The 23,387-nt window shown below is 66.1% G+C and carries 23 protein-coding genes; 4 read left to right on the top strand and 19 right to left on the bottom strand.

Annotated elements, in window-relative coordinates:
- Positions 1-8 precede the first annotated feature (8 nt).
- The gene (wrbA, locus tag AC1DFU_RS01745) at positions 9-635 is read left to right on the top strand and encodes an NAD(P)H:quinone oxidoreductase (protein ID WP_092295301.1); all 627 of its coding nucleotides are present in this window, start codon (positions 9-11) and stop codon (positions 633-635) included.
- Positions 636-740: 105 nt separating this feature from the next.
- Here the strand turns inward: wrbA and AC1DFU_RS01740 are convergent, their stop codons facing one another.
- The 4 genes from AC1DFU_RS01740 to AC1DFU_RS01725 are packed head-to-tail and all read right to left on the bottom strand — an operon-like array spanning position 741 to position 5,254.
- Positions 741-1,787, bottom strand: coding sequence for a glutathione S-transferase family protein (locus tag AC1DFU_RS01740; RefSeq protein ID WP_441592467.1), 1,047 nt, complete (start codon positions 1,785-1,787; stop codon positions 741-743).
- A 13-nt stretch (positions 1,788-1,800) separates the two neighbouring features.
- Entirely contained in the window at positions 1,801-2,685 is an 885-nt protein-coding gene (locus AC1DFU_RS01735) for a tryptophan 2,3-dioxygenase (RefSeq protein ID WP_441592465.1), read from the bottom strand.
- A gap of 23 nt (positions 2,686-2,708) precedes the next feature.
- Positions 2,709-4,136: an amidase gene (locus AC1DFU_RS01730; protein WP_441592463.1), complete on the bottom strand. Its 1,428-nt coding sequence runs from the start codon at positions 4,134-4,136 to the stop codon at positions 2,709-2,711.
- A complete protein-coding gene (locus AC1DFU_RS01725) occupies positions 4,136-5,254 on the bottom strand; it encodes an iron-containing alcohol dehydrogenase (RefSeq protein WP_441592461.1) in 1,119 nt (372 codons plus the stop codon). Before AC1DFU_RS01725 ends, AC1DFU_RS01730 begins: the two co-directional genes overlap by 1 nt.
- 427 nt (positions 5,255-5,681) lie before the next feature.
- Between AC1DFU_RS01725 and AC1DFU_RS01720 the strand changes: the two genes are divergently transcribed.
- Entirely contained in the window at positions 5,682-6,371 is a 690-nt protein-coding gene (locus AC1DFU_RS01720) for a nitroreductase (protein ID WP_441592570.1), read from the top strand.
- Between the two features lie 11 nt (positions 6,372-6,382).
- On the opposite strand, the gene AC1DFU_RS01715 is transcribed toward AC1DFU_RS01720, so the two are convergent.
- A complete protein-coding gene (locus AC1DFU_RS01715) occupies positions 6,383-7,204 on the bottom strand; it encodes a sulfite exporter TauE/SafE family protein (RefSeq protein ID WP_441592569.1) in 822 nt (273 codons plus the stop codon).
- Positions 7,205-7,324: 120 nt separating this feature from the next.
- Between AC1DFU_RS01715 and AC1DFU_RS01710 the strand changes: the two genes are divergently transcribed.
- Positions 7,325-8,095 (top strand): AraC family transcriptional regulator, encoded by a 771-nt coding sequence (locus tag AC1DFU_RS01710; protein ID WP_092295312.1) that lies wholly within the window; start codon positions 7,325-7,327, stop codon positions 8,093-8,095.
- Here AC1DFU_RS01710 and AC1DFU_RS01705 read toward each other — a convergent pair.
- The 5 genes from AC1DFU_RS01705 to AC1DFU_RS01685 all read right to left on the bottom strand — a co-directional run bounded on the left by AC1DFU_RS01705 (position 8,072) and on the right by AC1DFU_RS01685 (position 12,758).
- Complete coding sequence (locus tag AC1DFU_RS01705) at positions 8,072-9,004, bottom strand: SMP-30/gluconolactonase/LRE family protein (RefSeq protein ID WP_441592459.1); 933 nt, start codon at positions 9,002-9,004, stop codon at positions 8,072-8,074. The genes AC1DFU_RS01710 and AC1DFU_RS01705 overlap by 24 nt on opposite strands.
- 40 nt (positions 9,005-9,044) lie before the next feature.
- Positions 9,045-10,028, bottom strand: a complete 984-nt coding sequence (locus tag AC1DFU_RS01700) for a Bug family tripartite tricarboxylate transporter substrate binding protein (protein WP_255370841.1) — start codon at positions 10,026-10,028, stop codon at positions 9,045-9,047.
- 85 nt (positions 10,029-10,113) lie between these two features.
- Positions 10,114-11,061 carry a hydroxyacid dehydrogenase gene (locus AC1DFU_RS01695; RefSeq protein WP_441592457.1) on the bottom strand — a complete coding sequence of 316 codons (948 nt, stop codon included), beginning with the start codon at positions 11,059-11,061 and terminating at the stop codon, positions 10,114-10,116.
- A complete protein-coding gene (locus tag AC1DFU_RS01690) occupies positions 11,058-11,741 on the bottom strand; it encodes an RraA family protein (RefSeq protein WP_092295320.1) in 684 nt (227 codons plus the stop codon). The genes AC1DFU_RS01695 and AC1DFU_RS01690 overlap by 4 nt, the downstream gene beginning before the upstream one ends.
- Positions 11,742-11,780: 39 nt before the next feature.
- The gene (locus tag AC1DFU_RS01685; protein ID WP_092295323.1) at positions 11,781-12,758 is read right to left on the bottom strand and encodes a Bug family tripartite tricarboxylate transporter substrate binding protein; all 978 of its coding nucleotides are present in this window, start codon (positions 12,756-12,758) and stop codon (positions 11,781-11,783) included.
- A 96-nt stretch (positions 12,759-12,854) separates the two neighbouring features.
- Between AC1DFU_RS01685 and AC1DFU_RS01680 the strand changes: the two genes are divergently transcribed.
- Positions 12,855-13,625, top strand: coding sequence for an IclR family transcriptional regulator (locus tag AC1DFU_RS01680; protein ID WP_092295326.1), 771 nt, complete (start codon positions 12,855-12,857; stop codon positions 13,623-13,625).
- A gap of 4 nt (positions 13,626-13,629) precedes the next feature.
- Here AC1DFU_RS01680 and AC1DFU_RS01675 read toward each other — a convergent pair whose 3' ends face one another.
- From AC1DFU_RS01675 to AC1DFU_RS01635, 9 genes are all read right to left on the bottom strand, one after another.
- Entirely contained in the window at positions 13,630-14,223 is a 594-nt protein-coding gene (locus AC1DFU_RS01675; protein ID WP_477159663.1) for a helix-turn-helix domain-containing protein, read from the bottom strand.
- A 56-nt stretch (positions 14,224-14,279) separates the two neighbouring features.
- Positions 14,280-15,614: a M20 family metallo-hydrolase gene (locus AC1DFU_RS01670; RefSeq protein WP_441592452.1), complete on the bottom strand. Its 1,335-nt coding sequence runs from the start codon at positions 15,612-15,614 to the stop codon at positions 14,280-14,282.
- Between the two features lie 12 nt (positions 15,615-15,626).
- Positions 15,627-16,928 (bottom strand): amidase, encoded by a 1,302-nt coding sequence (locus AC1DFU_RS01665; protein ID WP_092295335.1) that lies wholly within the window; start codon positions 16,926-16,928, stop codon positions 15,627-15,629.
- A gap of 32 nt (positions 16,929-16,960) precedes the next feature.
- Complete coding sequence (locus tag AC1DFU_RS01660) at positions 16,961-17,674, bottom strand: ABC transporter ATP-binding protein (RefSeq protein WP_092295338.1); 714 nt, start codon at positions 17,672-17,674, stop codon at positions 16,961-16,963.
- The gene (locus tag AC1DFU_RS01655; protein WP_092295341.1) at positions 17,671-18,453 is read right to left on the bottom strand and encodes an ABC transporter ATP-binding protein; all 783 of its coding nucleotides are present in this window, start codon (positions 18,451-18,453) and stop codon (positions 17,671-17,673) included. Before AC1DFU_RS01655 ends, AC1DFU_RS01660 begins: the two co-directional genes overlap by 4 nt.
- Entirely contained in the window at positions 18,450-19,658 is a 1,209-nt protein-coding gene (locus AC1DFU_RS01650) for a branched-chain amino acid ABC transporter permease (RefSeq protein WP_177219933.1), read from the bottom strand. The genes AC1DFU_RS01655 and AC1DFU_RS01650 overlap by 4 nt, the downstream gene beginning before the upstream one ends.
- Positions 19,645-20,574, bottom strand: coding sequence for a branched-chain amino acid ABC transporter permease (locus AC1DFU_RS01645; RefSeq protein ID WP_092295344.1), 930 nt, complete (start codon positions 20,572-20,574; stop codon positions 19,645-19,647). Before AC1DFU_RS01645 ends, AC1DFU_RS01650 begins: the two co-directional genes overlap by 14 nt.
- 86 nt (positions 20,575-20,660) lie before the next feature.
- Entirely contained in the window at positions 20,661-21,836 is a 1,176-nt protein-coding gene (locus tag AC1DFU_RS01640) for a branched-chain amino acid ABC transporter substrate-binding protein (protein ID WP_441592449.1), read from the bottom strand.
- 412 nt (positions 21,837-22,248) lie between these two features.
- A complete protein-coding gene (locus tag AC1DFU_RS01635) occupies positions 22,249-23,238 on the bottom strand; it encodes a Bug family tripartite tricarboxylate transporter substrate binding protein (RefSeq protein ID WP_255370842.1) in 990 nt (329 codons plus the stop codon).
- Positions 23,239-23,387 lie beyond the last annotated feature (149 nt).

Below are 23,387 nucleotides of genomic sequence, written 5' to 3'. Positions count from 1 at the left end.
GACCTGACATGCAGAAACCCAAAGTACTGATCGCCTTCTATTCCCGCAACAGCTCGACCGAACTGCTGGCCAAGGCCGTGGCAGCCGGCGCCATCGAGGCCGGCGCGGAAGTCCGCCTGCGCCGCGCGCGCGAGGTGGTCGGCCCCGACGTCATGCGCCAGGCGCCGGGCTGGCTCGAGAACGCCACCGCCATGAACGACCGCTACGAAGCGCCGACCGAGGCCGACGCCGAGTGGGCCGATGCCATCGTCTTCGGCACGCCGACGCGCTTCGGCTCGATCTCGACGGAACTCAAGGCCTATATCGACGGCCTCGGCGGCCTGTGGTTCCAGGGCAAGCTCAACGGCAAGGTCGGCTCGGTGTTCGGCTCGACCTCGTCGCGCCACGGCGGCAATGAATCGACGCTGCTGTCGATCTACACGCCGATGGCCCACCTGGGCCTGATCATCGTGCCGCTGGGCTACGCCGACGCCGTGATGTTCAAGGCCGGCACGCCCTACGGTGCGACCCATGTCTCACACCTCGACGCCGACAAGCCCGACGAGGACCACCTGGCCGTGGCCCGCTTCCAGGGCCGCCGCGTGACCGCCGTGGCACGTTCGCTGCATTGCGAGCAGGAACCCGTGGCCGCTTGAGGTCGCTCCAGGTCGCTTGAGGTAAGAGAAAGGGCGGGGACTTGTGGTCCCCGCCCTTCTTTATGCCCCCTCCGTCTGGTTCCTGTTACTGCTTCTACCCCAAACCTAAGCCGCCACGGCCTCGCCGCAGCACGCCACCGTTTCCATGTACCGCGAAGGCGGCATCGCGCCGAGCGTGGCCTGGATCGCCTCCTTGCAGAGCGACGGGCGCCTGGCGAGCAGCTCCACGTAACGCGTGACGTTCGGCAGTTCCTCCCACAGCGACGCCAGCCCGAGGTAGGCCATCCGCACCAGGTTCACGCCCCACAGCACATCGCCCAGCGTGAACGGGCCGCCCTTGAGATAGGTTTCCGACGACGAGGACAGCGTGTTTTCGAGATCCTTCAACAGGCTGGCCACGTGCTGACGCGCTGCCCGCTGGAACGCCGCGTCGTGGCGGACGGACTTGCCACCGCGCTCCTTGGCGATCTTGGCGCGATAGGCGGCCACCAGCACCGCATCGTCCGCATTGGCGGCGATCATCGCCTCGAGCGCCATGATCTTGTAGTCGTAGACCCGTTCCATGCCAGCCTTGAGCACATCGGGCCGCGCATCCGCATCGGGATGAAAGCCATAGAGCAGCGTGCCGTTCGGGATCCTGTCGACGATATCGACCTGCCGCATCACCGCCGCGCGCGCGACCGCGTCCTCTGGCACCAGTTGCACCGGGTCATGGGACACCGCGTCCAGGTAGCAGCAGATCCGCTTCGAATCGGCGATGACCCGGCCGGCCTCGTAGTCCACCAGCAGCGGCACCACGCACGGATCGAAGCCTTCGGTCTCGACCGAGGTGCGCCCGCTGTAGCCGCTGACGAATGCCCTGTCCACCTCTCGCCCGGCGATCAGGCGCAGCCGGACATAGGGCGGATGGTAGTGCTCGGCGGCGACGACACCCGCCGGCCCCATCGAACCGAGGATCATCATGTCGTTCGAGCGGTACGACAGGCGCTTCTCGGCCAAGACCGTACGCACCTTCTGCGAGCAGAGCGAACTCGCCGCATGAAAGAGCTCGAAACGCGGCGCGGCGTCGTCCCCGACGATGGTGATCCGCGCGGGGTCGGCCACGGCGGCACGGGCATCGGCCGCCTGACTCTTCAATCTCGTATGGTCCATTGCTGTGTTCTCCTTACTTGTGCATGTGCGGGCATGCCGCCGGCGGGTCGCCGATGAAACCGCGCGCCGACCAGAGTTCCGGGAACGGGATCTCCGCCATGGACGGCAGCAGCCAGGCAACGCCCTCCGTGCCGAAGTAGGCCGGGCGGGCGCCGAACGTGCGGCGCGTGGCCATCAGGTGCAGGTGCTTCCAGGCGGAGAAGCCCTCGGCGACATCGGCCAAGGTCTCGCCAAGACGCTGGAGTTCGACATGCTGGTTCGGGTTGGCATACACAACGCGCCAGGCTTTCTCGACATCCTTGCTGGGTGCATAGGCCTGGCTGAAGTCGCGCTTGATTACCGTGGCCGGCACCGCGAAGCCGTGGCGGTCCAGGTAGCCGAGCACGTCGTCGTAGACGCTCGGCTGGTGCAGCGTCGTGTTGAGCTGGTCCCAGCGCGCGGGTTGCGGTTCGAAATGCTGCAGGTGCTCCGCCTGCTTGATGCCGAGCAGGTAGACCATCTGCCGGTAGGTCCAGCCCTGGAGCGCGGTGTCCTTGCCGAACGTCGCTACCGCGCGGGACAGGATAGCCAGCAGGTCGTTGGGCGTCATCCACGCCAGCGAGCGCCACGTCGCGTTAAGCGGCTCATGATGGGCGACCACGCGTTGCAGGGTCTTGATGGCCTGCGTCAGGTCATTGGCGCGCAACTGCGCCTGGGCGATCCGCAGCTCCTTGATGATCAGCATCCAGTACAACTCGGACACCTGCACCGACGTGATCCACGCATGCTCGCCCGGATGATCGCTGACCGGGTGTTGCAGCGAGTGCAGCACGTCGGTGCGCATCCACGCGCTGTAGGGCGTTTGCCCGGGGGAAGCGCTGGCCGGGGCGGCGCGCTCTGGCTTGACGGTTTCGTCCATCGTCGTCTCCTGGTTGTGAGGGGTCAAATCTCGTGGGCCGTGCCTGCGCGCAGCAGCAACTCCATCTGCTGCGCGATCTGCAGCAGCGCGCCGTCGTCGCCCGGCTTGGCCACGACCTGCAACGCCGCGGGAAGGCCGCAGTCGCCGGTGAGCAATGGAATCGAGATGGCGGGAAACCCGGCGATGTTGAATGGCGCGGTGTAAGTCATCAGCGCCTCGCGGACCGTGCCGGACCACGCGCCGATCTCGACGTTTGCAGCGCCAAGATGGGGGGCGACGCACGGGCAGGTCGGCAGCACGAGGTAGTCGACCGTCGACATTGCCTCGTGCAGCCTGGCCGTGAACCGGCGCCGCGTCTGCTGGGCCGCCGCATAGCCGCGCAGGTCCATCGTCTCCGCACGCCGCAATCGGTCGACGGTTTCCGGGTTGTAGTGCGTGGCGATGCGGTCCCAATCGTTGCGCCGGAAGTGCTCGATGCCGCCTTCGATCAGCACGATGGTCGCGAAGGCATCGAATACGGCATCGAACAGGCCGGACGTGTCGACGTCCACGCAGGCGAAGACCTGCCCCAGTCGGCCGATCGCCCCCTTGAATGCCGTGGCGACTGCCGGGCTCGTCGGCACCGGCGCGATCTCCGGGATCACGCCGAGGCGCGCGGACAGCCACGCATCGCTTTCGGGTACCTCGATATGAAGGGCATCGGCCAGCAACAGCACATCGTCGACCTGCGCCCCGAGCAGGCCGACGTGGTCGCACGTGGGTGCCAGCGGAAACACGCCGCGCGTGGAGAACGTATCGAACGTCGGCTTGTATCCGACCACGCCGCACAGCGCGGCGGGAATGCGCACCGAGCCACCCGTATCGGTGCCCACGCCGGCCATGACGGCCCCATCGGCAATTGCCGCCGCCGCGCCGCCGCTGGAACCGCCCGGGATGCGCGTGCGGTCGAGCGGGTTCAGCGTATCGCCAAAATTTGTACTGGCGGTGGTCACGCCCCACGCGAACTCATGCGTCGTGGTCTTGCCGATGAGGATCGCGCCGCGCTCCGTCAGCGCTTTCACGATGTCGGCATCGGCGGCGGGCAGGTGCCCGAGGTAGGCCGCCGAGCCGTAGCGGGTCTCCAAGCCTTTGGTGTCGATGAGGTCCTTGATCGCGATGGGCAACCCTTCCAGCGGACGCTGCCGATTGTCGGCGTAACGGCGGTCACTCTCTGCCGCCGCCTTGAGCGCGCGGTCCCAGTCGATGGTCGAAAAGGCGTTGATGGATCGCTGGCTCGCTTCCGCCGCGTGGAGCGCCTGCTCCGCCAGCGCGGTTGCGGATATCTGCCGCGTCGCCAGGGCATCGAGCGTCTTGCGCAGGCCGGCCGGTTGCGTGGCCGCGCGGGCCGACTGCAGCAGATCACGGTGGTGATGGTCGGGATGGAGATCAGGATGGACGTCGAGATGGGTCATCACCACATGCTCTCCAGCAATGCATCGAGCTTCTGGCCGGCGTGGTCGCCCAGGTCGCCGACCTCGGCGGGATAGTTCTGCTTCAGGAGCGCCGCCACCTCGGGCAGCTTCGCGCGGTCGAAATCGAACGCGGCGAGCCGGCTGGGCAGTTGCAGCGCGTCCACGACATCCGCAATGCGGTTGGCCAGTGCCGTGGCAGCGGTGACGTCCCCCTTGCCGGAAGCGAAGATGCCGAACTTGTCGCCATAGGCTTCGGCGCAGGCGCGAATGACGGGCGCCAGCGTGATGCACGAGGTCATGCTGTGCGGCAGCCCGAACGTGCCGCCGAGGATGTGCCCGATGCGATGGCTCAGTCCGTAGATGACCGATGCGGGATAGAAGTAGCACTGCCAGGCGCCAAGCTGGAGTTGCAGCAGGTCTTCGGTCGAGACCAGCCCGCGCGCGATGGCTTCCCGTGTCTCAAGCTGCTGCGGCCACTTCTCCAGCACGGCGAGGAAACGCTCGACGCCCCGCGCGGCCAGGATCGCGTGCGGATGATCCACGCCCACCTTGCGCATCCCTTCCACCGCGTGGTCGATGCCCTTGATGGCCGAGCTCAGCAACAGCGCGCGCGGGGTATCGATGACCAGCCGGGGGTCGATGGCAACGATCTTGGGCGCCGTTTCGCGCACGGCGTAGCTGCGCTTGAATTTCTGCGGACCGTCCGTCTCCGTCACACCGAAGTAGTGGGAGAACTCGGAACCGGACAAGGTCGTCGGGAAGGCCGCGATGGGCAGGTAGCGCCCGGTCTGCTTGAAGTGCGCGTAGGAGACCGCCTTCGCTGCGTCGAGCACCGAGCCCCCGCCCAGCGCGACAATCGACTGCGCGTCACGCGTGAGGCACGCTTGCAGGCCGTCGCGCACGGCGAAGTCCGGCACATGCGGTGGCAGGTCGATAAAGGCCCCCACGCCATCCCGGATGCCGGGCTGCAGGACGTTACGATGCAAGGATTCGAGGAACCCGACCGTGAACGTGATCGGGCGGCGGATGCCGCGGTCTCCCAGCGACGCGGCAACGTCCTCCAGGATGTCGTGTCCCCAGACAATTTCTTCTTGCGGCAGGCATTTCAACTGGTTCATCCACTCACTCCAACGTGTGTCGCATGCAATCGATGCATCGATCCCGAGTGAGAAGATAGGCGATCCGGATTCAGCCGTGCGCGCGGCTTTCAGGAACATTGCGTCCATGAATATGGACGCCGGAATGCGTGCCTTGGCGCGCGCCTGCCAACGGTGCATCGCGGCCACGCAGCGGTGCAAGCGGCACGTTTTTCACCTCCGCTCACGCAGGTAAACCCTCGGACTTCGGCACCGTCTTCACGCATGACGCGCCGGTGCGGTGCATCGTTCATCGTTCTCGGACGAAGCATGCAAGCATCGCCATCTTTTCACCGTCCACCACGCGGCTATGATTTTTTCACCACGACCCCACCACGGAGAAAGAGCGATGGAAATGGAATTGGAGGCTGAGATGGAGACGGCGATGAACATGGCGATGGACACGGAGATGAGCACGGCGGCCACGCGGTTCACCGAGACACTGATTCGCGGGCGCCGCAGCAAGCGCGCGTTCCTGGACCGGCCGGTGCCGCTGCGGGCGGTCAGGGACATCCTGTCGGTGGCGAAGTACGCGCCGAGTTCAAGCAACACCCAGCCCTGGAAATGCTATGTGCTGACCGGCAGCGCACGCGAGCGAATCACCGATGCCGCGGTCGACGCCTACCGCGCCGGCCCCGACACGCTGGCCCACGAGTATCCGTTCTTCCCCAAGGATCTGCCGGCGCCGTATTCGTCACGCTTCAACATTTTCCGCGGCATGCTCGGTGACGCGCAGGGTGTAGCCAGGAGCGATATCGTCGGGCGGCGGCGCGACGTGGAACGCCAGTTCCGCTTCTTCGACGCGCCGGTCGGCCTGATCTTCACGATGGACCGCTGCCTGGAGTGGGCCAGCTTCCTCTGCTACGGCTGCTTCCTGCAGAACGTCATGCTGGCTGCGCGCGCGGAGGGGCTGGATACCTGCCCGCAACAGATCTGGTCGCTGCAGTCCGATGTGCTCCGCAAGGGCCTCGGCATTCCCGACTGCGAGATGGTGGTGGCCGGCATGTCACTGGGTTATGCGGACAACAGCGTGCCCGAGAACAACATGGCGATTCAGCGGCTGGAACTCGACGCTTTCGTCTCTTTCATCGACAACTGAGGCCCGGCGAGTCACGCCAGGCTGCCGCCCGCTACCATCATCACCAGCACCAGGGCGAGCAGCGCGACATACGTGACAGCGTGGACGCGGTCCGGGATGCGGCCGATCCAGCGTGCCGCCAGCCGGATCCCCACCCAGGAGCCGGCCGCCAGCACGACAAAGGCCAGCAGGTCGACATAGCCGGCGTGACCGGGCCCGAAGGTCGCGCCGTGCTGCCAGGCCAGCGCGACGTAGGTGACGGTGGCCGCAATCGCCATCGGCAATGACAGCGGATTGGCCATCGCCGTCGCCTGCGTCATGGTGGCCCCGCGCCGGCGCATCAGCGGCACGGTCATCACGCTGCCGCCAACGCCCAAGAAAGCGGCAATCGCCCCGATGCCGATGCCGATGGCGGCCGTCGCGCCTGCGGTCATCGGCCGCACGGTGCCCGGGCCGGCATGCATGAATCCGGGGCGCAGCGTGCTGTCCACGATGGTCACGGCCAGATAGGCGACGAACGCCCACCGCACCCAGTCGCCATTGAGCCAGCTCGCGGCGGCGGCGCCAACGACCGCACCGACGGCGATATAGGCACCCATCGCCCGGATGCGCGGCCAGTCGACATTGCCGGCGCGATGGTGGCGCCACGTCGCCATGGAAGCGCCAAAGATCATCACGCACGACGAGGTGGCCACGGCGATCTGCATGGCCGCCTGCGCCACGGCGCTGCCGGCGGCGTGCGTCATCGTCAGCATCGTATAAAGCAGCGGCACCACGACAAAACCGCCGCCAAACCCGAACAGCACCGTCGTCACGCCGGCCAGGCCGCCGCAGAGCATGAGTACCGCGTACATCGACATCGTTAGCCCTCGTTTCCCATCGAACGGATGATCACGATACGGCGGATGCGGCTGGCAAACTTGCGATGTTTGGACAATAATCTTCGAGATCCTGCCAACGTCTCTCGTGTCCCGATGATCAATGTTCCGCTCGACAGCGTCGATGCCAGCCCGTGTGCCGCACTGGCCATCGGCACCGACTACACCTTCGGCACGCTGCTCGACACGCACAGCCACCGCCGCGCCCAGTTCCTGTATGGCATGACGGGATTGATGGAGGTGGGCACCGAGGAAGGCGCGTGGGTGGTGCCGCCCTATACGGGCGTGTGGATTCCGGCGCAGAAGCCGCATCGGGTGCGCATGAACGGGGTCAGCACGCGCAGCGTCTACGTGCTGCCGGAGTCGGCGCCGCGCAGTGGTGCGGGCTGCGAGGTGTTGGTGGTTAGTCCGCTGCTGCATGCCTTGCTGCTGGCCTCGGCGGACGTGCCCGCGCACTACACGGCGGACAGCCGCGACGGGGCGCTGATGCAGCTCATCCTGTTCGAACTGCACCGCGCGCCGACCTTGCCGCTGTTTGCGCCGATGCCGCGCGACCCGGCGCTCGCCAGGCTCTGCGCGGCACTGCTGGCGCACCCCGATATCGGCGCATCCGCCGATGACTGGGCGCGGCAGCTCCACTGCAGCCCGCGCACGTTCGCGCGCCTGTTCCAACAGCAAACGGGGATGTCGTTCGGCGCATGGCGCCAGCAGGCGTGCCTGTTGGCCGCGCTGTCGCGCCTGTCGGCCGGCACGCCCGTTACGGAGGTGGCGCTCGATCTCGGCTACGACAGCCCGAGCGCGTTCTCGACGATGTTCCGCAAGGCGCTGGGCGCGCCGCCCTCGTCATTCCTGCAGGCCAGGCGCTAGCAGCGGCGAGCGCATGCCCGCCACATCCATCTCGACCCGGAGAATCTCGCCTGCGGTGGAGTCAGTCACGTAAAGCGTCTTGCGCGCCGGGCCGCCGAACGCCACGTTGGTCAACGAGTGGCCGGGGGTGCCACAAATCACCTCGACAGGTTCCGCCCGGTGATTCAGCACCCAGACGTAGGCGAGCCCCGGGTTGGCTACCAGCAAGCGTCCGGACTGGTCCATCGCGAGCCCGTCGGGTCCGCTGGGACCATAGGACGTGAAGAACTGCCCCGTCTTGGACACACTCCCGTCTGCGAGCAGCGGCATCCGCCACACACAGTTCCCCCGCGTCACGGCCACAAACAGGAAACGTTCGTCCGGAGACAGGACGATGCCATTGGGACTCGGCACGTTGGACAGCAGCAGGTCCAGCCGGCCTTCGCGGGTCAGCCGGTAGACCCGGCCGGTGGGGTCGTGCAGGCCGGTCTGGCCCTGGTCCGTGAAGTACACGTTGCCTTGCGAGTCGAGCGTCAGGTCGTTCACGCCCTTGAAGCTTTCCGTGTTGCGGCGCGCCAGATAAGGCCGGACCTCGCCCGTGCGGGTCTCCACCACCATCAGCCCGCTGCGGTAGTCCGTGACCAGCAGTTGGTCGGGAGCGATGAACTTCATGCCGTTGGGCTCGCCGTCCCACTCGGCGATCACCTCCCACCCTCCCCCGTTGTCGATCCGGAAGATGCGACCGTTGGGAATATCCGTCACGTAGACATTGCCCGCATCGTCGACGACCGGACCTTCGAGGAACGAGTCGATGGCCCGTCCCCCCTGGTTGGCGTCGGACCAATCAGTCTGGCGACGTTTGCGATAGCGCTCCGGCAGGCTGCTGAACAGCGCTGGCTGGCGGATCGTTGGCGGGGTGAGGAGGAACATGTCGATTACCTGAAGAGGGTTGCGCAGGGTGTCCGCCCGGTCACTGCTTCTCGAAGCCGGTCGCAGTGGCGACCTTACCCCAGAACGCCGTGCGCGCCCCCATCTCCTTGCGGAAGGCCCCGGCGTCCCAATAGCCGGCATCGGCCCCGATGCTCTCGGCGTAGGTGCGCATGTCGGGCGTCGCCATCGCCGTGGCGACTTCCTTCTGCAGGCGAGCGAGGACATCCGCCGGCGTGCCCTTCGGCGCCCAAAGACCCGTGAAGTTCGTGACGCCATAGCCGCGCACCCCTGCCTCGGCGAACGTGGGCACACCGGGCAATGCCGGCAGGCGCTTGTCGCCGCTCACGGCGAGCACGCGCAGCTTGTTGCCTTGCACTTGGCCGATCACGCCCGAGATGGAGGCCATCTGGAAGTCCACGGTGCCACCCAGCAGCGCCACGGTCGCCTCGCCCGCGCCCTTGAAGGGCACATGCATGAAGTGCGCGCCGGCGGCCAGCCCGAGCGCCTCACTGGCGAAATGGGGCGTCGACCCCGGGCCACCCGAGCCATAGGAGATCTTGCTGTCCGCCCCCTTCGCGGCGGCAACCAGATCGTTCAGCGTCTTGAACTTGCTGTCCGCCTTGACCACCACGCCCATCGGCGCGAATACATAGGCGCAAACCGGCTGCAGGTCTTGGGCGTAGTCGAACGGGAGCTTCTTGAAGATATGGGGCAGCAGCGCGTAGGTCGTGTCGTTGGCCAACAGCGTGTAGCCATCCGGCGCCGATCGCGCCACCTGGACCGCGCCGATGGTGCCCGTCGCCCCGGCCTTGTTTTCGACGAAGAAGCTCTGGCCGGTCTGCTCGGTCAGGCGCTGCGCCATCTTGCGCGTGACCGCATCAACGGCGCCGCCCGGCGGATAGGGCACGACGATCTTGACGGGCTTGGCCGGCCAGGTCTCGGCGTGCACGCCCATCGAAAGGACGGCGAGCGCCGCCATTACCAGTTGCGGCAGCCATCCGGCGCCGCGTTGTTGCGTGGTCATGTGTGTCTCCAAACTGCTGTGTCTTTTTGATCGCCCCGCTCCAGGCGGGGTCGCCATGCGTATCGCGGACGGAGGTGGCCTCCCGCTAGCCCTTCGTCAGTACCGGCTCCCGCTCGCGGTTCAGTACCCCCAGCACGTTCTTGGCCGCGGCCACGCCCATGTTGACGTAGGCCGCACCCGTCACACCGCCGATGTGCGGCGTCAGAATCACGCCCGGTTGCCCGTGGAAAATATGCGGCGCGGTCATCGGCTCGACGGCGAAGCTATCGAGCCCGGCCCCAGCCACTTGCCCCGACTGGACCGCCGCCAGCAGGGCCGGTTCGTCGATCAGCCCGCCGCGCGCGGTGTTGACGACGATCACGCCCCGCTTGCAGCGCGCGAGCACGTCGGCGTCCAGCATCTTGCGATTGTCGTCCGTCAGCGGGCAATGCAGCGAGATCACGTCGGACTCGGCCCAGATCGCCTCGAGTCCGACCGGCCGCACGTAGTCGGGCAGATTCCTGGCGAACGGGTCGAAGCCGATCACGCGCATATCCATGGCGTGGCACATCCGCGCAAAGCGCAGCCCGATGGTGCCCAGGCCAACCAGTCCCACGGTGCGCCCGCTCAGTTCGACACTCTTGTGCGTGGCCTTGTCCCAGTGGCCGCCGTGCATGCGCGCATCGAGCGGCACGATCGACTTGGCGCAGGCCAGCATCAGCGCCAGCGCATGCTCCGCCACGGCGGCGGCATTGGCACCGACCGCCGCCAGCACCTCCACGCCCCGCGCTGCGGCGGCAACCTTGTCGATGGTATCCGTGCCGCTGCCGTGCTTGGCGATCACCCGCAGTGACGGGGCGGCATCCATGACCTCGGCCGTCACGCTACCGTAGCGGACGATGATGGCAACCGGGTCTTGTTGTTTCGCGAGGGCGACCAGGTCAGCGGGTTGCGGGGTCTTGCCGGCGAAGACGATCGTGTAGTCGTGGAGGATGGCGAGGGCTTCGGGCGCCAGGTCCGCCCCCGTCACGATGATGGCGGGCCGGCTCGTCACAGCGTTTCTCCCTGCTTGAGCACGCCGGCGGTCACCAGCGAGGCCAGCAGCCACGGCGCCGTGGTATTGCCTTCCTTGATCTGTGCGATCCGCTTGGCTTCGGCCGCTTCCTTGTGTTCTGCGGCGGCGAGCAGCGACTCGATCTTGTCCCGCTCGACCACCACCACGCCATCGGCATCGCCGCAGACGTAGTCACCCGGGTACACCGTCACGCCCCCGACGCAGACCGGGTGACCGATGCGGCCGCCGACTTCCTTGGTCGGGCCGTTCGGGTTGGTACCCACGGAGAAGACGGGGAATTGCATTTCCTCCAGTTCGATGCTGTCGCGCACGGCGCCGTCGATGACCACGCCGGCCAGCCCGAGCTGGCGTGCCGCGTTCATCATGATGGTGCCCATCAGCGCGGAAGTCTGGTCGCCCTTGCCATCGATGACGAGGATGTCGCCCGGTTGGGCCAGCGCCAGCGCGGCGTGGATCATCAGGTTGTCGCCGGGGCGAACCTCGACCGTGAAGGCCGGACCAGCGAGCTTCATGCTCGGGCGCAGGGCCTTGATGCGGCCATGCAGCGCGCCACGGCGGCCCGCGACGTCGGCGAGAATCGCCGGTTGGAATTTCGCGGCCTTGGCGACAACGGCGGCCGATACGCGTTCAAACGATTGGTTGATATTGGGCAGGCTCATGGCTTGGCTCCGGTAGGCAAGGGGAAAGGGAGAGGAGGATTAGTCCAGCTTGGTGCCGGAGTCCTTGATGATCGAAGCCCAGCGGGCGATGTCCTGACGGATCTGCGTGCCGAACGCCTCGGGGGAGCCGCCAAGGACCAGCGCACCCTGGTCGTTCAGCTTCTTCGCCAGATCGGGCGACTTGAGCGCCTTGTTGAACTCGGCATTCAGCCGCGTGACGATGTCCTTCGGCGTGGCGGCCGGTGCGGCGAAACCGAACCAGGTCGAGGCCTCGAAACCGGCGTAGCCGGACTCGGCGATGGTGGGTACCTGGGGCAGATCGTCCACGCGCTTCGCCGAGGTGACCGCCAGCGGGCGCAGCTTGCCGCTCTTGATATGGGCCAGCAGGGTCGGCACCGACGAGAGATACAGGTCGACCTGACCGCCGATCAGGTCGTTCACCGCCTGGGCGGCGCCCTTGTACGGCACGTGAATCAGCTTGATGCCGGCCGTCTTCTGCAGCAACTCGCCCGAGAGATGGGCGACGGTGCCATTGCCGGGCGAGGCGATATTGAGCGCGCCCGGCTTTGCCTTGCTGGCCTTGATGACATCGGCCAGGGTCTTGTAGGGTGAGCTGACCGGCGTCACGAGGACGAGCGGCGCGCTGGCCACGAGGCTGATCGGCGTCAGGTCCTTGACCGGGTCATAAGGCAGATGGCTGAACAGTGTGGGGTTGATGGCAAGGTTGCTGGTCTGCCCCAGCACGATGGTGTAGCCGTCGGCGGGGGCCTTCGCTGCGGCGTCCACGCCCAGGTTGCCGCCCGAGCCGGGCTTGTTGTCCACCACGAAGGTCCAGCCCGTCGACATGGCAACCTTGTTGGTCACTTCCCGCGCGATGATGTCGGTGCCCCCGCCTGCCGGGAACGGCACGATGACGCGAATCGGCTTGGAGGGATAGGCGGGTGCGGCGGCCGCCACGTGGGCAGCGCCAAGCAAAGTGACGGCAAGGGTGAACATGCAGCGGCGAATCGCGCTCATGACTGTCTCCGAATCTCGTTGTGTTGTGAGACGGATTGTTGTCGAACGTTTCACGCCATACAATGCCGTTTCGTACCACGCAACGCGTTTCGTGCCATGAACCCAAAAAGTGATGAAATCAGCCCCGCAGGTACTGAGGAGGCCGCGAGCGGCGTCATCGCGGTCACGCGGGCGCTACGCGTGCTGGAGGCCTTCGGAGTCAACGATCCGCAGCTGTCCCTGGCGGAACTGAGCCGCAGGACGGGTATCCACAAGACCACGGTGCTGCGGCTGGCGCGCACGCTGGCGGCGGACAACTATCTGGTGCAGAAGGAAGACGGGAGCTGGCGGCTTGGGCGTGCGGCCGGCTGGCTGGGCGCGTGCTACCAGGCGACCTTCAACGTGCAGGACGTGGTGGAGCCGGTGCTGCGCGAATTGACCATCAAGACCGGGGAAAGCGCGTCGTTCTATGTTCGCGAAGGCAGACAGCGGACCTGTCTGGTGCGTGTGGAAGGTCCGCAGGCGATCCGGCACCATGTCCGGATTGGCGCGGCCCTGCCCCTCGACAGTGGATCGCCCGGCCGGGTGATCCTCGCCTTCTCAGGGGAGCCCGGCGACCTCTATGAAACGATCCGGCGCCGTGGCTTCCATTTGTCGCTTGGGGAGCGCGAAGCGGAGGTATCGAGCGTCTCGGCGCCCGTATTCGGACTGCACTGGCGGCTGCTGGGATCGATGTGTATTTCGGGACCGACGGCGCGTCTGGGGGAAGACCGGCTGCTGGAACTCGCGCAGACGGTCGTCGATGCAGCGAACAAGCTTTCGTACGCCATGGCGGGCAGCCAACGGCCGGCCATGCCCGTCGACAAGCCGGCGACGTGGCACCCGTGACCGCCTAGAACGTCGCTGGCGAATTCACCCAGAGCACCTTCGCCACGACATCGCCGACGTTGCGGTAGCCATGCGGCACCTGGCTCGAGAACGTAAACGCATCGCCCGGGCCGATCAGGTAGATATCGTCGCCCAGCATCAGCTCCAGCTTGCCTTCCAGCACGTAGCCGACTTCCTCGCCCTGATGCTCGATCTGGCCGTCACTGGCTTCGCCGGGCCAGACGATGTGGATGTTGGCCTGCAGCAGGCCGCCGCGCTTGGGCAGCACCACGCGTTCGAGCGCCACGCCACCCACACGGATCACGGGCCGTTCGCCGTGACGGAGGATCGGCGACTTGTGCGCGTCATCCTCGCTGGTGAGCGCGCCGATATTGGTATCGAGCGCCACCGCCAGCCGGTGGAGCGTGGTGAATGACGGCGTGGCCAGGCCACGCTCGACCTTCGAGATCAGGCTCTCGGAGCAACCGGCCTTGTTAGCCAGTTGCAATAAGGTATAGCCGGCCACCAGCCGCGCGTGGCGCAGCTTGACACCAAGCGTCAGGGTGGCCGACTTGCTGTCGACCGGCTCTTGCGGGATCGGGCTCGCGGTCTTTGCCATGCGGGCTGGCTGGTTGGTTGGTATTCAAAGGGGCCGCCACGCGCACCGGGGGTCGGTCACGGCCGGCGGCAGGCCAGTTCGGCGACAGTGTACGCCAGCGCCTGCGCGCCCAGGAACAGGTCCGTGGCATCGGTGTCCTCCGCCGCGTTGTGGCTGATCCCGTCCTTGCTCGGCACGAAGATCATCGCGGTCGGGCAATGATCGGCCACGTACATGGCATCGTGAAAGGCGCCGGACGTGAGCCGCATCGGCGGCGCTCGGCCAGCAAGCTGGCTGGCCCGCCCGCAGGCGCGCTGAATGGACGCCAGCATGGATTCGGGAAAGTACGTCGGGCCACGATGGAAGAAGCGCGTGATCGCTACGTCGGAGGCCGGGGCATGACGCGTGCAGGCCAGCCGCAGCGCGGCCTCGGCGCGATCGAGGGCGGCATCGTCCAGGCAGCGCATGTCCACCGTGAATGTCACCTTGCCCGGGATGGTGTTGACCGAATTCGGCACCACCGCCCATTGGCCAAGCGTCAGGCGCAGTTCCGGCGCGCCCGGTGCCCCCGGTTCGCGTGGGGCCAGCGCGTAGAGGTCCTGCGCGATGGCGACGGCCACTGCCATCGCATCGCGCCGCACGGCCATGGGCGTGGTGCCGGCGTGTGCCATGGTGCCTGCGCACTCCACGCGGAACCATCGCACCGCCTGGATGCCCGTGACGACCCCGAGCGGCACGGCGGCAGCCTCCAGCACGGGGCCCTGCTCGATATGGAGTTCCACGCAGGCGGACATCGGTCGCGCCATCGGCACGCGCTCCACGTCAGGACTGGCGGCCAGCGCCGCGTCCAGTGCATCGCCAAACCGGACGCCGGTCTGGTCGGTGGCATCGCGATAGCCGGCCAGCCGCGCCGGCTCGACGAAGGCGCTGGAGCCCATCGCGCCGGGCCCAAAGCGGCTGCCCTCCTCGTTGGTCCACGACACCACCTCGATGGGTCGCACCGTTTCGATGCCCGCCGCGTTGAGCGCCGCGATCACTTCGAGGCCGGCCAGCACGCCATACGCCCCGTCGTACTTGCCGCCCACCGGCTGGGTATCGGCATGGCTCCCGGTCAGCACGGGAGGCAGATCCTCGCTACCAGCCCGCCGGAAGAACAGGTTTCCGCAATCGTCGATGCTGACCTGGCAGCCCAGCGCGCGCGCCTGATCGACGAGGTGGCGGCGCGACGCGAGGTCGATGGCTGTCAGCGTTTCGCGCGACACGCCGCCGTCGTCACGACCGCCGAACTGCGCCAAGGCGGTGAGCGATGCCGCCAGGCGATTGGCGTCGACATGGTCCTGTGCCCGTTCGGCGAGGGCCTGTACGGTGTTATCCACGATGGCCTCGGCGGGCTGATGCAAGCGATTCAACATGTTCTCCTGGTGTCAGGCCGCCAGAGCCAGCGCCTGAGATAAACGATGTGCCACGGCCAGTACGCGCGCATCGGCGTGGCGTGGCGCGGTCACTGTCACGCCGACAGGCATGCCGCCAGCGCCCGTTCCGGTCGGCACATGGACGCAAGGCGTACCGAGCAGCGTCCACATGCGGCAGAAAATCGGGTCGCCGGTAGCGGCTAGGCCCTCGGGCGCTTCGCCTTCTGCGCTGGGGGCCAGGACCACATCGAATCCTTCCAGCGACACTGCCAGCGACATGCGCGCCTGTTCCGCGAGCGCCAGCGCAGCGCGAAAGCGCTCGCCCGTCACCGCACGCCCCACTTCGAGCTGCCTGGCAAAGGCCGCGCTGAAATCCGCTGCCCGATCGCGCGCTTCCGGTGCGAACGCGGCGACGGCTTCGAAGGCCATGATGTCCATCTGGGCCTCGGTGAGACCATGGCAGGCGACGGGCAACTCGACATCCTGAATCGACGCGCCGAGGCCCTGCAGCGTCCGTACCGCCGTCTCCAGCGCGGCACGCGCATCGGCACCCGCGCGCTCCCAGTGCGGCGTGCGGACGATGCCGACGCGCAACGGGGTCGGTGCCTGGGCACAAGCCTCCGTAATCGAGACATCGCGTGCCAGCGTACCGATAAACAACGCGGCGTCGTCCACGCGCCGGGCCAGCACACCCACCGTATCCAGGCTGGGCGACAACGGTTTGATACCGGCCAGCGGCAACGTCGCGTGGGTGGGCTTGTAGCCAATCACGCCACAGTAGGCGGCAGGCCGAATAATCGACCCTGCGGTCTGCGTGCCGAATGCCAGCGGCACCATGCCAGCCGCCACGGCGGCGGCAGAGCCACTCGACGAGCCACCCGGCGTGCGCGGGGCATTCACGGGCGCGCGTGGATTGCACGTGGGGCCCGGCTGGAATGTCGCGAATTCCGTGGTCACGGTCTTGCCCACCACCACCGCGCCAGCACTTCGCGCCAGTGCAACGGCGGCGGCATCCAGCACAGGTCGATGCGTCGCGTAGATCGGCGATCCGTATGTCGTCGGCAGATCCGCCGTATCCATCAGATCCTTGACGCCGAGCGGTACGCCGTGCAGCGCCGCTGACGCAGTGCCGGCATCCAGACGCCGCGCCTGCGCGATGGCCGCTTCACCGCCAACGTGCTGCCACGCATGGATGACATCGTCCTGCGCCCGGATGCGATCGAGCGCAGCCTGCACGACGGTTTCCGCGCGCAGCTCGCGACGGGCCATGCGCGCCACCAGTTCGCGCACGGGAAGATCGAGATATTGGTCCAAAGCTTCAGTCTCCAGAATCGATCCGCCAGCACTCAGCCAAAGTAGGCGGCGCGCACTTCGTCATTCTCACGCAACGCCTGCGCCGAGCCTTGCGCCACCACGCGCCCCTGCGTCAGCACATAGCCCTGGTGCGCAATCGCCAGCGTCTGGCGCGCGTTCTGCTCGACCAGCAGCACGGTCATGCCCAGCTCGTTGATCTGCTGGATGACCTTGAAGTTCTCCTTCACGTACAGCGGCGACAAGCCAAGCGACGGTTCATCGATGACCAGCAGGCGCGGCTGCGCCATCAATCCGCGCCCGATCGACACCATGGCCTGTTCGCCGCCCGACATGGTGCCGGCCAACTGTGCGGACCGCTCGCGCAGGCGCGGGAATATCTCGTAGACGCGCGCGATGCGCTCCCGCACCTTGGCCGGATCGGCCTCCAGGAAGGCGCCCAGTGCCAGGTTCTCGGCAACGGTCATGCGCGGGAATACCTTGCGCCCTTCCGGTATGCAGGAAATGCCGCGCGCGATGACGTTATGCGTCTTCTCCGCGGCGATGTCCACGCCATCCCACAGGATGCGGCCTTTGCGCGCGGGCGTCAGGCCCAGGATCGCCCGGATCAGTGTGCTCTTGCCCGCGCCGTTCGCCCCGAGGATGCAGGTGATCTTGCCGGGCGGCACTTCGATGGAGACGTCATGCAGCACGTTGACCTTGTCATAGCCCGTGCTCAGGCCCTCCACGCGCAACGTGTTATCGCTCATGCGGCTTCCTCCCCGAGATAGGCCGTCTGCACGTCGGGATCGGCGGTGATCTCGGCGTACGTGCCTTCGGCGATCTTCTTGCCGTAGTTCAGCACGACGCACCGATCGGTGATGCGCTCGATCACGTTCATTTCGTGCTCGATGAGCACGACGGACAAGTCCTGCAACTTGCTTCGCACCTGGAGGATGTCGTCCATCAGCTCATGGGTTTCGTCATGGGTCATGCCTGCCGAAGGTTCATCCAGCAGCAGCAGCCGTGGCCGGCTCATCAGGGCGCGGCAGACCTCGATCCGGCGACGGTCGATCATCGTGAACGACTCGACTGGCTCGAATAGCCGACTGACCAGCGGAGGGCTGAAGATGCCCAGCAGTTCGCGCACAGATTCCACATAGCGTTCATACTCGGCCCGGAATGCCTTGCGTCGAAACAGGTTGAACACCAGCCCGTGCTGCATGTGCTGGTAGTCGCCGATCACGATATTGTCGAAGACGGTCAGGGGCAGCGACAGGCGGGAGCGCTGGAACGTCCGCGCCACGCCGCTACGATAGATGTCCTGCGGCGTCTTGCCGATGACGTTCTCGCCGTTGTACGTGATGGTGCCCGCGCTGGCCTTGTAGAGGCCCGTGAGCACGTTGAAGAACGTGGTCTTGCCGGAGCCATTCGGCCCCAGCAGGCCCAGCACTTCCCCGCGGCGGATGTCGAGCTGGAGATTGTCCAGCGCAGTCAGGCCGCCGAATCGCATCGTGAGATTGCGTACCTCGATCATCGCGTCGCTCATTTGGCGTCCTGGGTCGGGAAGAACAGACGGATCTTGCGCGGCAGCAGCCCATCGGGACGGAACAGCAGGATGGCGATGACCAGCGCCGCGTAGAACAGGAAGCGGTACTCCTGGATGAACTGCAGCTTCTCCGGGAGCACCAGCACGATGATGGCGGCCGGGATCAGGCCGACGACATTGCCCAGACCACCCAGAATGACGATCGACAGCATCAGCAGCGAGTCGGCGAACGTGAAGTTGTTCGGTGCCACGAACGCCGTGACCATGCCGTAGACGCTGCCCGCCACGCCCGCGAAGAAGTTGCCGAGCATGAATGCGATGACTTTCCAGCGCGCGATATGGAGGCCGAAGGTCGCAGCGGCGGTTTCATCGGTACGCACCACGTCCATGGCCAGCCCCACCCACGAGCGCTCCAGTGCCTTGACCACCGCAAAGGTGCCTGCGCAGATCGCCAGGCTCAGCAGTGCGTAGCTGGCGTAGAACGACACGTCGATGCCGAACAGCGTCAAGCCTTCGTTGAACTGGAAGCCGAACAGCGTCATGCCGGGCACCTGCAGGCCCTGCGGACCGCCCAGCACATCGTTGACTTCGAGAAAGGTCTTGAACAGGATGCCGAACGCGATGGTCACCAGCGCCGCGTAGTGGCCACGCGTCCGCAACACCGGCGCGATCAGCAGCGAGCCGATGACCGCAGCCGCGATGCCGGACAGCACGATCACAAGGATCGACGGGATGGGCGTATGCGCGGCCAGCACCGCCGTGGCGTACGCGCCAATGCCGAAGAACGCCGCGCCGGCGAAGTTGGATACACCGGAGAAACCGAACTGCACCGTCAGGCCCAGGCAGGCAGTGGTATACAACAGCACCGCGCACAGCATCAGCAAGACAAAATGGCTTTCGTGGAACAGCACGATCAGCACGAGCGTGCCCACGACCGACCATAGCCGCGACAGCCCGGGCCGCCGGGCGGCAGCCTGCTCCACGGCCCGCGTGACCTTGAACTTGCCTGCGATGACCGTCGCTGCGACGGCCAGTGCCAGCAGCGCGGCCACGGAGAGCTGCGATTCCGCGTGCAGGAACAGATAGAGGTAGGCCACGATGACGATGGCCGCGATGCCCAGCACCACGGCCGGGCTGCGCTGCTTGCCACCGGCGCCAACCACGGCAGGGGGCAGTGGATTCGAGACGTTGTCAGACACGTTCACTGGCTTTCTCCGCAATAAGTCCGGTCGGCTTGAAGGCCATCAGCACGATGACCACGGCGAACGCAAAGACATCCTTGTAGGCGCTCGGGATATCGGGCACCAGCGCCGGCAACGTCGCACTGCCCAGCACCTGGAGCGCCGCGAACAGGAAGCCACCGAGGATGGCGCCGTACAGGTTGCCCAGTCCACCCAGGATGGCGGCTGCGAAGCCGATCACGCCGAGGAGCAGCCCGACGTTGAAGTTGATCTCGTTGTAATAGAGGCCGTTCATCACGCCGGCCAGCGCGGCCATGGCCGAGCCCAGCGCAAACGTGACCAGCACCACCACTTCGAAGTTGATGCCCATCAGGCGCGCCGTCTCGCCGTCCTGTGCCACGGCGCGGATGGCCATGCCAAAACGCGTGCGCGTGATCAACAGATGGACGCCGATGATGATGGCGACACCTGCCGCCAGCAAGATCAGGTTATCGGCGCGAAGCGTCAACGCGCCGAGCGACAGCTCCGTGGTGGGCAGCAGCGCGGGAAACGGTTTCGGGTTCGATCCATCCGGATAGAACAGGCGCACGGCTTCGCGCAGCACCGTACCCAGCATCAAGGTGGCCAGCAGGGTGTTCAGCGGCGGCGCCTTGCGCAAGGGCAGGATCAGGAAGCGGGCGATCACGGCGCCCAGCAAGCCGGTCACGACAATCGCGCACACCACGATGGCCAGCAATTGCAGCCACGGCGAATCCACATGCAGCGCCAACACGCCGGCCGATGCGGCAAGCCCTGCGAAGGCGCCCACCATCAGCACATCGCCGTGAGAAAACTTGATGACGTCCAGCACGCCAAAGAACAGCGTGAAGCCGACCGCCACCATGGCGTAGATCATGCCGAGCATCAGCCCGTTGAAGACGTACTGTCCCAATACACTCATCGGTATCCCCAGAATGGCCTGAATAGACCGTCCAGCAGTGCCAGGCCGGGTCCGCAGACGGCGCGGGCCCGGCTCAGGCGCCACGCTTACAGTCCGGCCAGCTTCTTCTTGCCCTTGGCGTAGGCGCTGTCTTCCCAGATCACCCACTTGCCGTCCTCGACGACGTACTTGGTGATCAGCGGCACCACGTTCTGGCCGTGCTCATCGAAGGTGACCTTGCCGATAATGGTGTCGACGTCCTTCGTACCGTTCAGCACGTCGCGGACCTTCTTGCGATCCGGGCCGACCTTCTCGACGGCATCCATGATCAGGTTGGCAGCGACAAAGGCGAACGGACCATAGGCTTCAGGCGGCTCGCCGTACTTCTGCTGCGTATAGCGCTCCATGAACAACTGGCCGCCGGCCAGCTTCTCGACCGGCGCCCCTTCGATAAAGGCCAGCGAGCCTTCGGACAGGGGCTTGCCCACGCCTTCGATATAGGCATCGGACTTGATGCCTGACGTGCCTTCGAACTGGGCCTTGATGCCCAGCTTCTCCATCTGGGTGCGGATGCGGACGCCGAGCGGCGTCAGGCCACCGAAATAGACCACGTCCGGCTTCAGTTCGCGGATCTTGGTCAGTTCGGTCGTGAAATCCTGCTGGTCGGCGGTCACGCCGAAGGTGCCGACGATGGTGCCGCCGTCCTTCTTCAGGAATTCACTGAAGTATTTGTTGTGACCCTTGCCGTAATCGGTGGTGTCGTGAATGATCGCCCACTTCTTGTAGCCCAGGCCGGTCATGAACTTGGCCGCCACTTCACTTTGGTTGATCATCGTGCCGTTGACGCGATGGATCTCCTTGAAGTTGTTGCCGTACGTGACTTCGGGGAGCACCGCGCCCCAGACGACCGCCGGCATGCCAAAGCGGTTATAGACACCCACGGTGCCCATGGCCACGGCCGAGCAGAAGTGCGTCACGCCGCCGACGATCGACTTGTCCGCGGCGATCTTGGTGGCCACCTGCACGCCCACGTTGGGCCGGCATTCGTCATCCTGGACGACCAGTTCGTAGGTGTATTTGGCCTTGGGATCGGCGTTGCGCAGGCGGATGGCCAGGTCAGCGGAATTGCGCCCGCCCAAGCCGATCGACGACACGCCACCGGTCAGCGGGCCCACAAAGGCGATCTTGACGACGTCCTTTGCCTGCGCCGGCGCGGACATCAGCACCACTCCCGTGGCAGCGGCGGCAATCGCGGCGGCGGCCGCAGTTTTCTTCTTCAGCACTCTGTTCCCCTATATAGACATGTCCAACGGGCGGCAGGCCCGGCGCCTGACCGAACGGGTGCAAGGCGCCGACCATACGCCGGAACACATCGAGGAAAGTCCTCTGCACCAAATTCAAGTCACTTGAATCCTATGCAACAGGCGTGCCATGGGGCAACGGGCAATAACCCGTAGGACTTTTGGGGGGAATGAGGGGGGATATGCCGCGCGGCGGCGCCAGGACAGGGTTAACGCGAGGACATTTCGGTGCATGACCTGCGTTTTCGGTGCATGGGCGGGGGGGGGCAGCCCGCCACACGTCAATGGATGTCCGCGGAGGCTCGCAACGCCCTTTTCAGGGTCGTCATTATCGACGCTGCGCAAGGCGTTGAAGTACTCGGGGGCGTAAAGCAGGAAGCAGGTGCTGTCTCGCTCATTCTGGTACCACCCCGGCGGCTTGGATGATCTTGCCCCACTTTGCGACTTCCGAGCGCTGAAACGCGGCGAAGGCAGCGGACGGCTTTCCCTCCGGCTCCACGCCGAGCGCGCGCAAGCGCTGTTGCACGGCCGGCGTCGCGACGACAGCCGCGATCTCGGTGGCGAGGCGATCGACAATCGGCTTCGGCGTGCCCGCTGGCGCGAAAATGCCCTGCCATGACTGCATCTCGAAGCCCTTCAGACCCAGCTCCGCCAACGGCCGCACCCCGGGCAGGCTCGGCAGCGGGTGCGCCGACGTCACGCCGATCGCGCGCACGCGCTTGCCGTCGAGCATGGGCTTGGCGGCGGCAACCGTCTCGAACACCATGTCGATCTGGCCGCCTATCAGGTCCGTCATCGCCGCTGCGCCGCCCTTGTAGGAGATCTGCTGCAGGCGCGTACCCGTAATGTTCTGGAATAACTGGCCCGACAACTGCTGCGAGCTGCCCGGTCCCGCCGTGCCGAACGTCAACGCACCAGGCTTGGCCTTCAAGGCCGCGACGATCTGGCCGACCGACTGGTATTGGCTGTCGTTCGACACCACCAGCACGTTGCTGACCGTGCCCACAAGATTCACCGCCACGAAGTCCTTGACCGGGTCATAGCCAAGCTTCTTGTAGAAGAAGGGATTGACCGCGTGCGTGGTAATGGTGCCGCCCATGATGGTGTAACCATCAGGCTCGGCACGGGCCACAAACTGCGTCCCCAGGATGCCCGATACGCCTGGCTTGTTATCGATGACGACTGGCTGTCCCAATCGCTGCGACAGGCCTTCGGCGACGATGCGGGCAGTGGCATCCGACACCCCGCCCGGCGAGAACGGCACCACATACTTGATTGGCTTGCTCGGCCAGGTATCGGCCCACACGCCCGGCGTGGCCATGACCAGCGAGAGCCCTCCCATTGCCAGGGCAACGCGCAGTGCGCAGCGATTCATGAATCTCATGTTTTGTCTCCAGTTCTTGTAGGGAGGCCCCGCCTCAATAGAGCTGCCGCCACCGACGCGCCCGCTCCCGCAAACGCGTGGCAGATGGCGGACCCAGGCCGCCCGTTGCGCCCGTCACCAGCACTACGCTGCCGCCGAAATCGACCGGC

Source organism: Cupriavidus sp. 10L45, assembly GCF_056395225.1.
Note: the sequence above shows the minus strand (reverse complement) of the source record. Positions and strands in the feature narration are given on the sequence as shown.

Bases quoted from the DNA above. Each gene is read 5' to 3' on its own strand.
- AC1DFU_RS01680 (WP_092295326.1), top strand. From the start codon at position 12,855: ATGAACCCAAAAAGTGATGAAATCAGCCCCGCAGGTACTGAGGAGGCC.
- AC1DFU_RS01670 (WP_441592452.1), bottom strand. From the start codon at position 15,614: ATGTTGAATCGCTTGCATCAGCCCGCCGAGGCCATCGTGGATAACACC.
- AC1DFU_RS01740 (WP_441592467.1), bottom strand. From the start codon at position 1,787: ATGGACCATACGAGATTGAAGAGTCAGGCGGCCGATGCCCGTGCCGCC.
- AC1DFU_RS01645 (WP_092295344.1), bottom strand. From the start codon at position 20,574: ATGAGTGTATTGGGACAGTACGTCTTCAACGGGCTGATGCTCGGCATG.
- AC1DFU_RS01690 (WP_092295320.1), bottom strand. From the start codon at position 11,741: ATGAGCCTGCCCAATATCAACCAATCGTTTGAACGCGTATCGGCCGCC.
- wrbA (WP_092295301.1), top strand. From the start codon at position 9: ATGCAGAAACCCAAAGTACTGATCGCCTTCTATTCCCGCAACAGCTCG.
- AC1DFU_RS01685 (WP_092295323.1), bottom strand. From the start codon at position 12,758: ATGAGCGCGATTCGCCGCTGCATGTTCACCCTTGCCGTCACTTTGCTT.
- AC1DFU_RS01635 (WP_255370842.1), bottom strand. From the start codon at position 23,238: ATGAGATTCATGAATCGCTGCGCACTGCGCGTTGCCCTGGCAATGGGA.
- AC1DFU_RS01725 (WP_441592461.1), bottom strand. From the start codon at position 5,254: ATGAACCAGTTGAAATGCCTGCCGCAAGAAGAAATTGTCTGGGGACAC.
- AC1DFU_RS01715 (WP_441592569.1), bottom strand. From the start codon at position 7,204: ATGTACGCGGTACTCATGCTCTGCGGCGGCCTGGCCGGCGTGACGACG.
- AC1DFU_RS01730 (WP_441592463.1), bottom strand. From the start codon at position 4,136: ATGACCCATCTCGACGTCCATCCTGATCTCCATCCCGACCATCACCAC.
- AC1DFU_RS01710 (WP_092295312.1), top strand. From the start codon at position 7,325: ATGATCAATGTTCCGCTCGACAGCGTCGATGCCAGCCCGTGTGCCGCA.
- AC1DFU_RS01655 (WP_092295341.1), bottom strand. From the start codon at position 18,453: ATGAGCGACGCGATGATCGAGGTACGCAATCTCACGATGCGATTCGGC.
- AC1DFU_RS01675 (WP_477159663.1), bottom strand. From the start codon at position 14,223: ATGGCAAAGACCGCGAGCCCGATCCCGCAAGAGCCGGTCGACAGCAAG.
- AC1DFU_RS01735 (WP_441592465.1), bottom strand. From the start codon at position 2,685: ATGGACGAAACCGTCAAGCCAGAGCGCGCCGCCCCGGCCAGCGCTTCC.
- AC1DFU_RS01700 (WP_255370841.1), bottom strand. From the start codon at position 10,028: ATGACCACGCAACAACGCGGCGCCGGATGGCTGCCGCAACTGGTAATG.
- AC1DFU_RS01720 (WP_441592570.1), top strand. From the start codon at position 5,682: ATGAGCACGGCGGCCACGCGGTTCACCGAGACACTGATTCGCGGGCGC.
- AC1DFU_RS01705 (WP_441592459.1), bottom strand. From the start codon at position 9,004: ATGTTCCTCCTCACCCCGCCAACGATCCGCCAGCCAGCGCTGTTCAGC.
- AC1DFU_RS01660 (WP_092295338.1), bottom strand. From the start codon at position 17,674: ATGAGCGATAACACGTTGCGCGTGGAGGGCCTGAGCACGGGCTATGAC.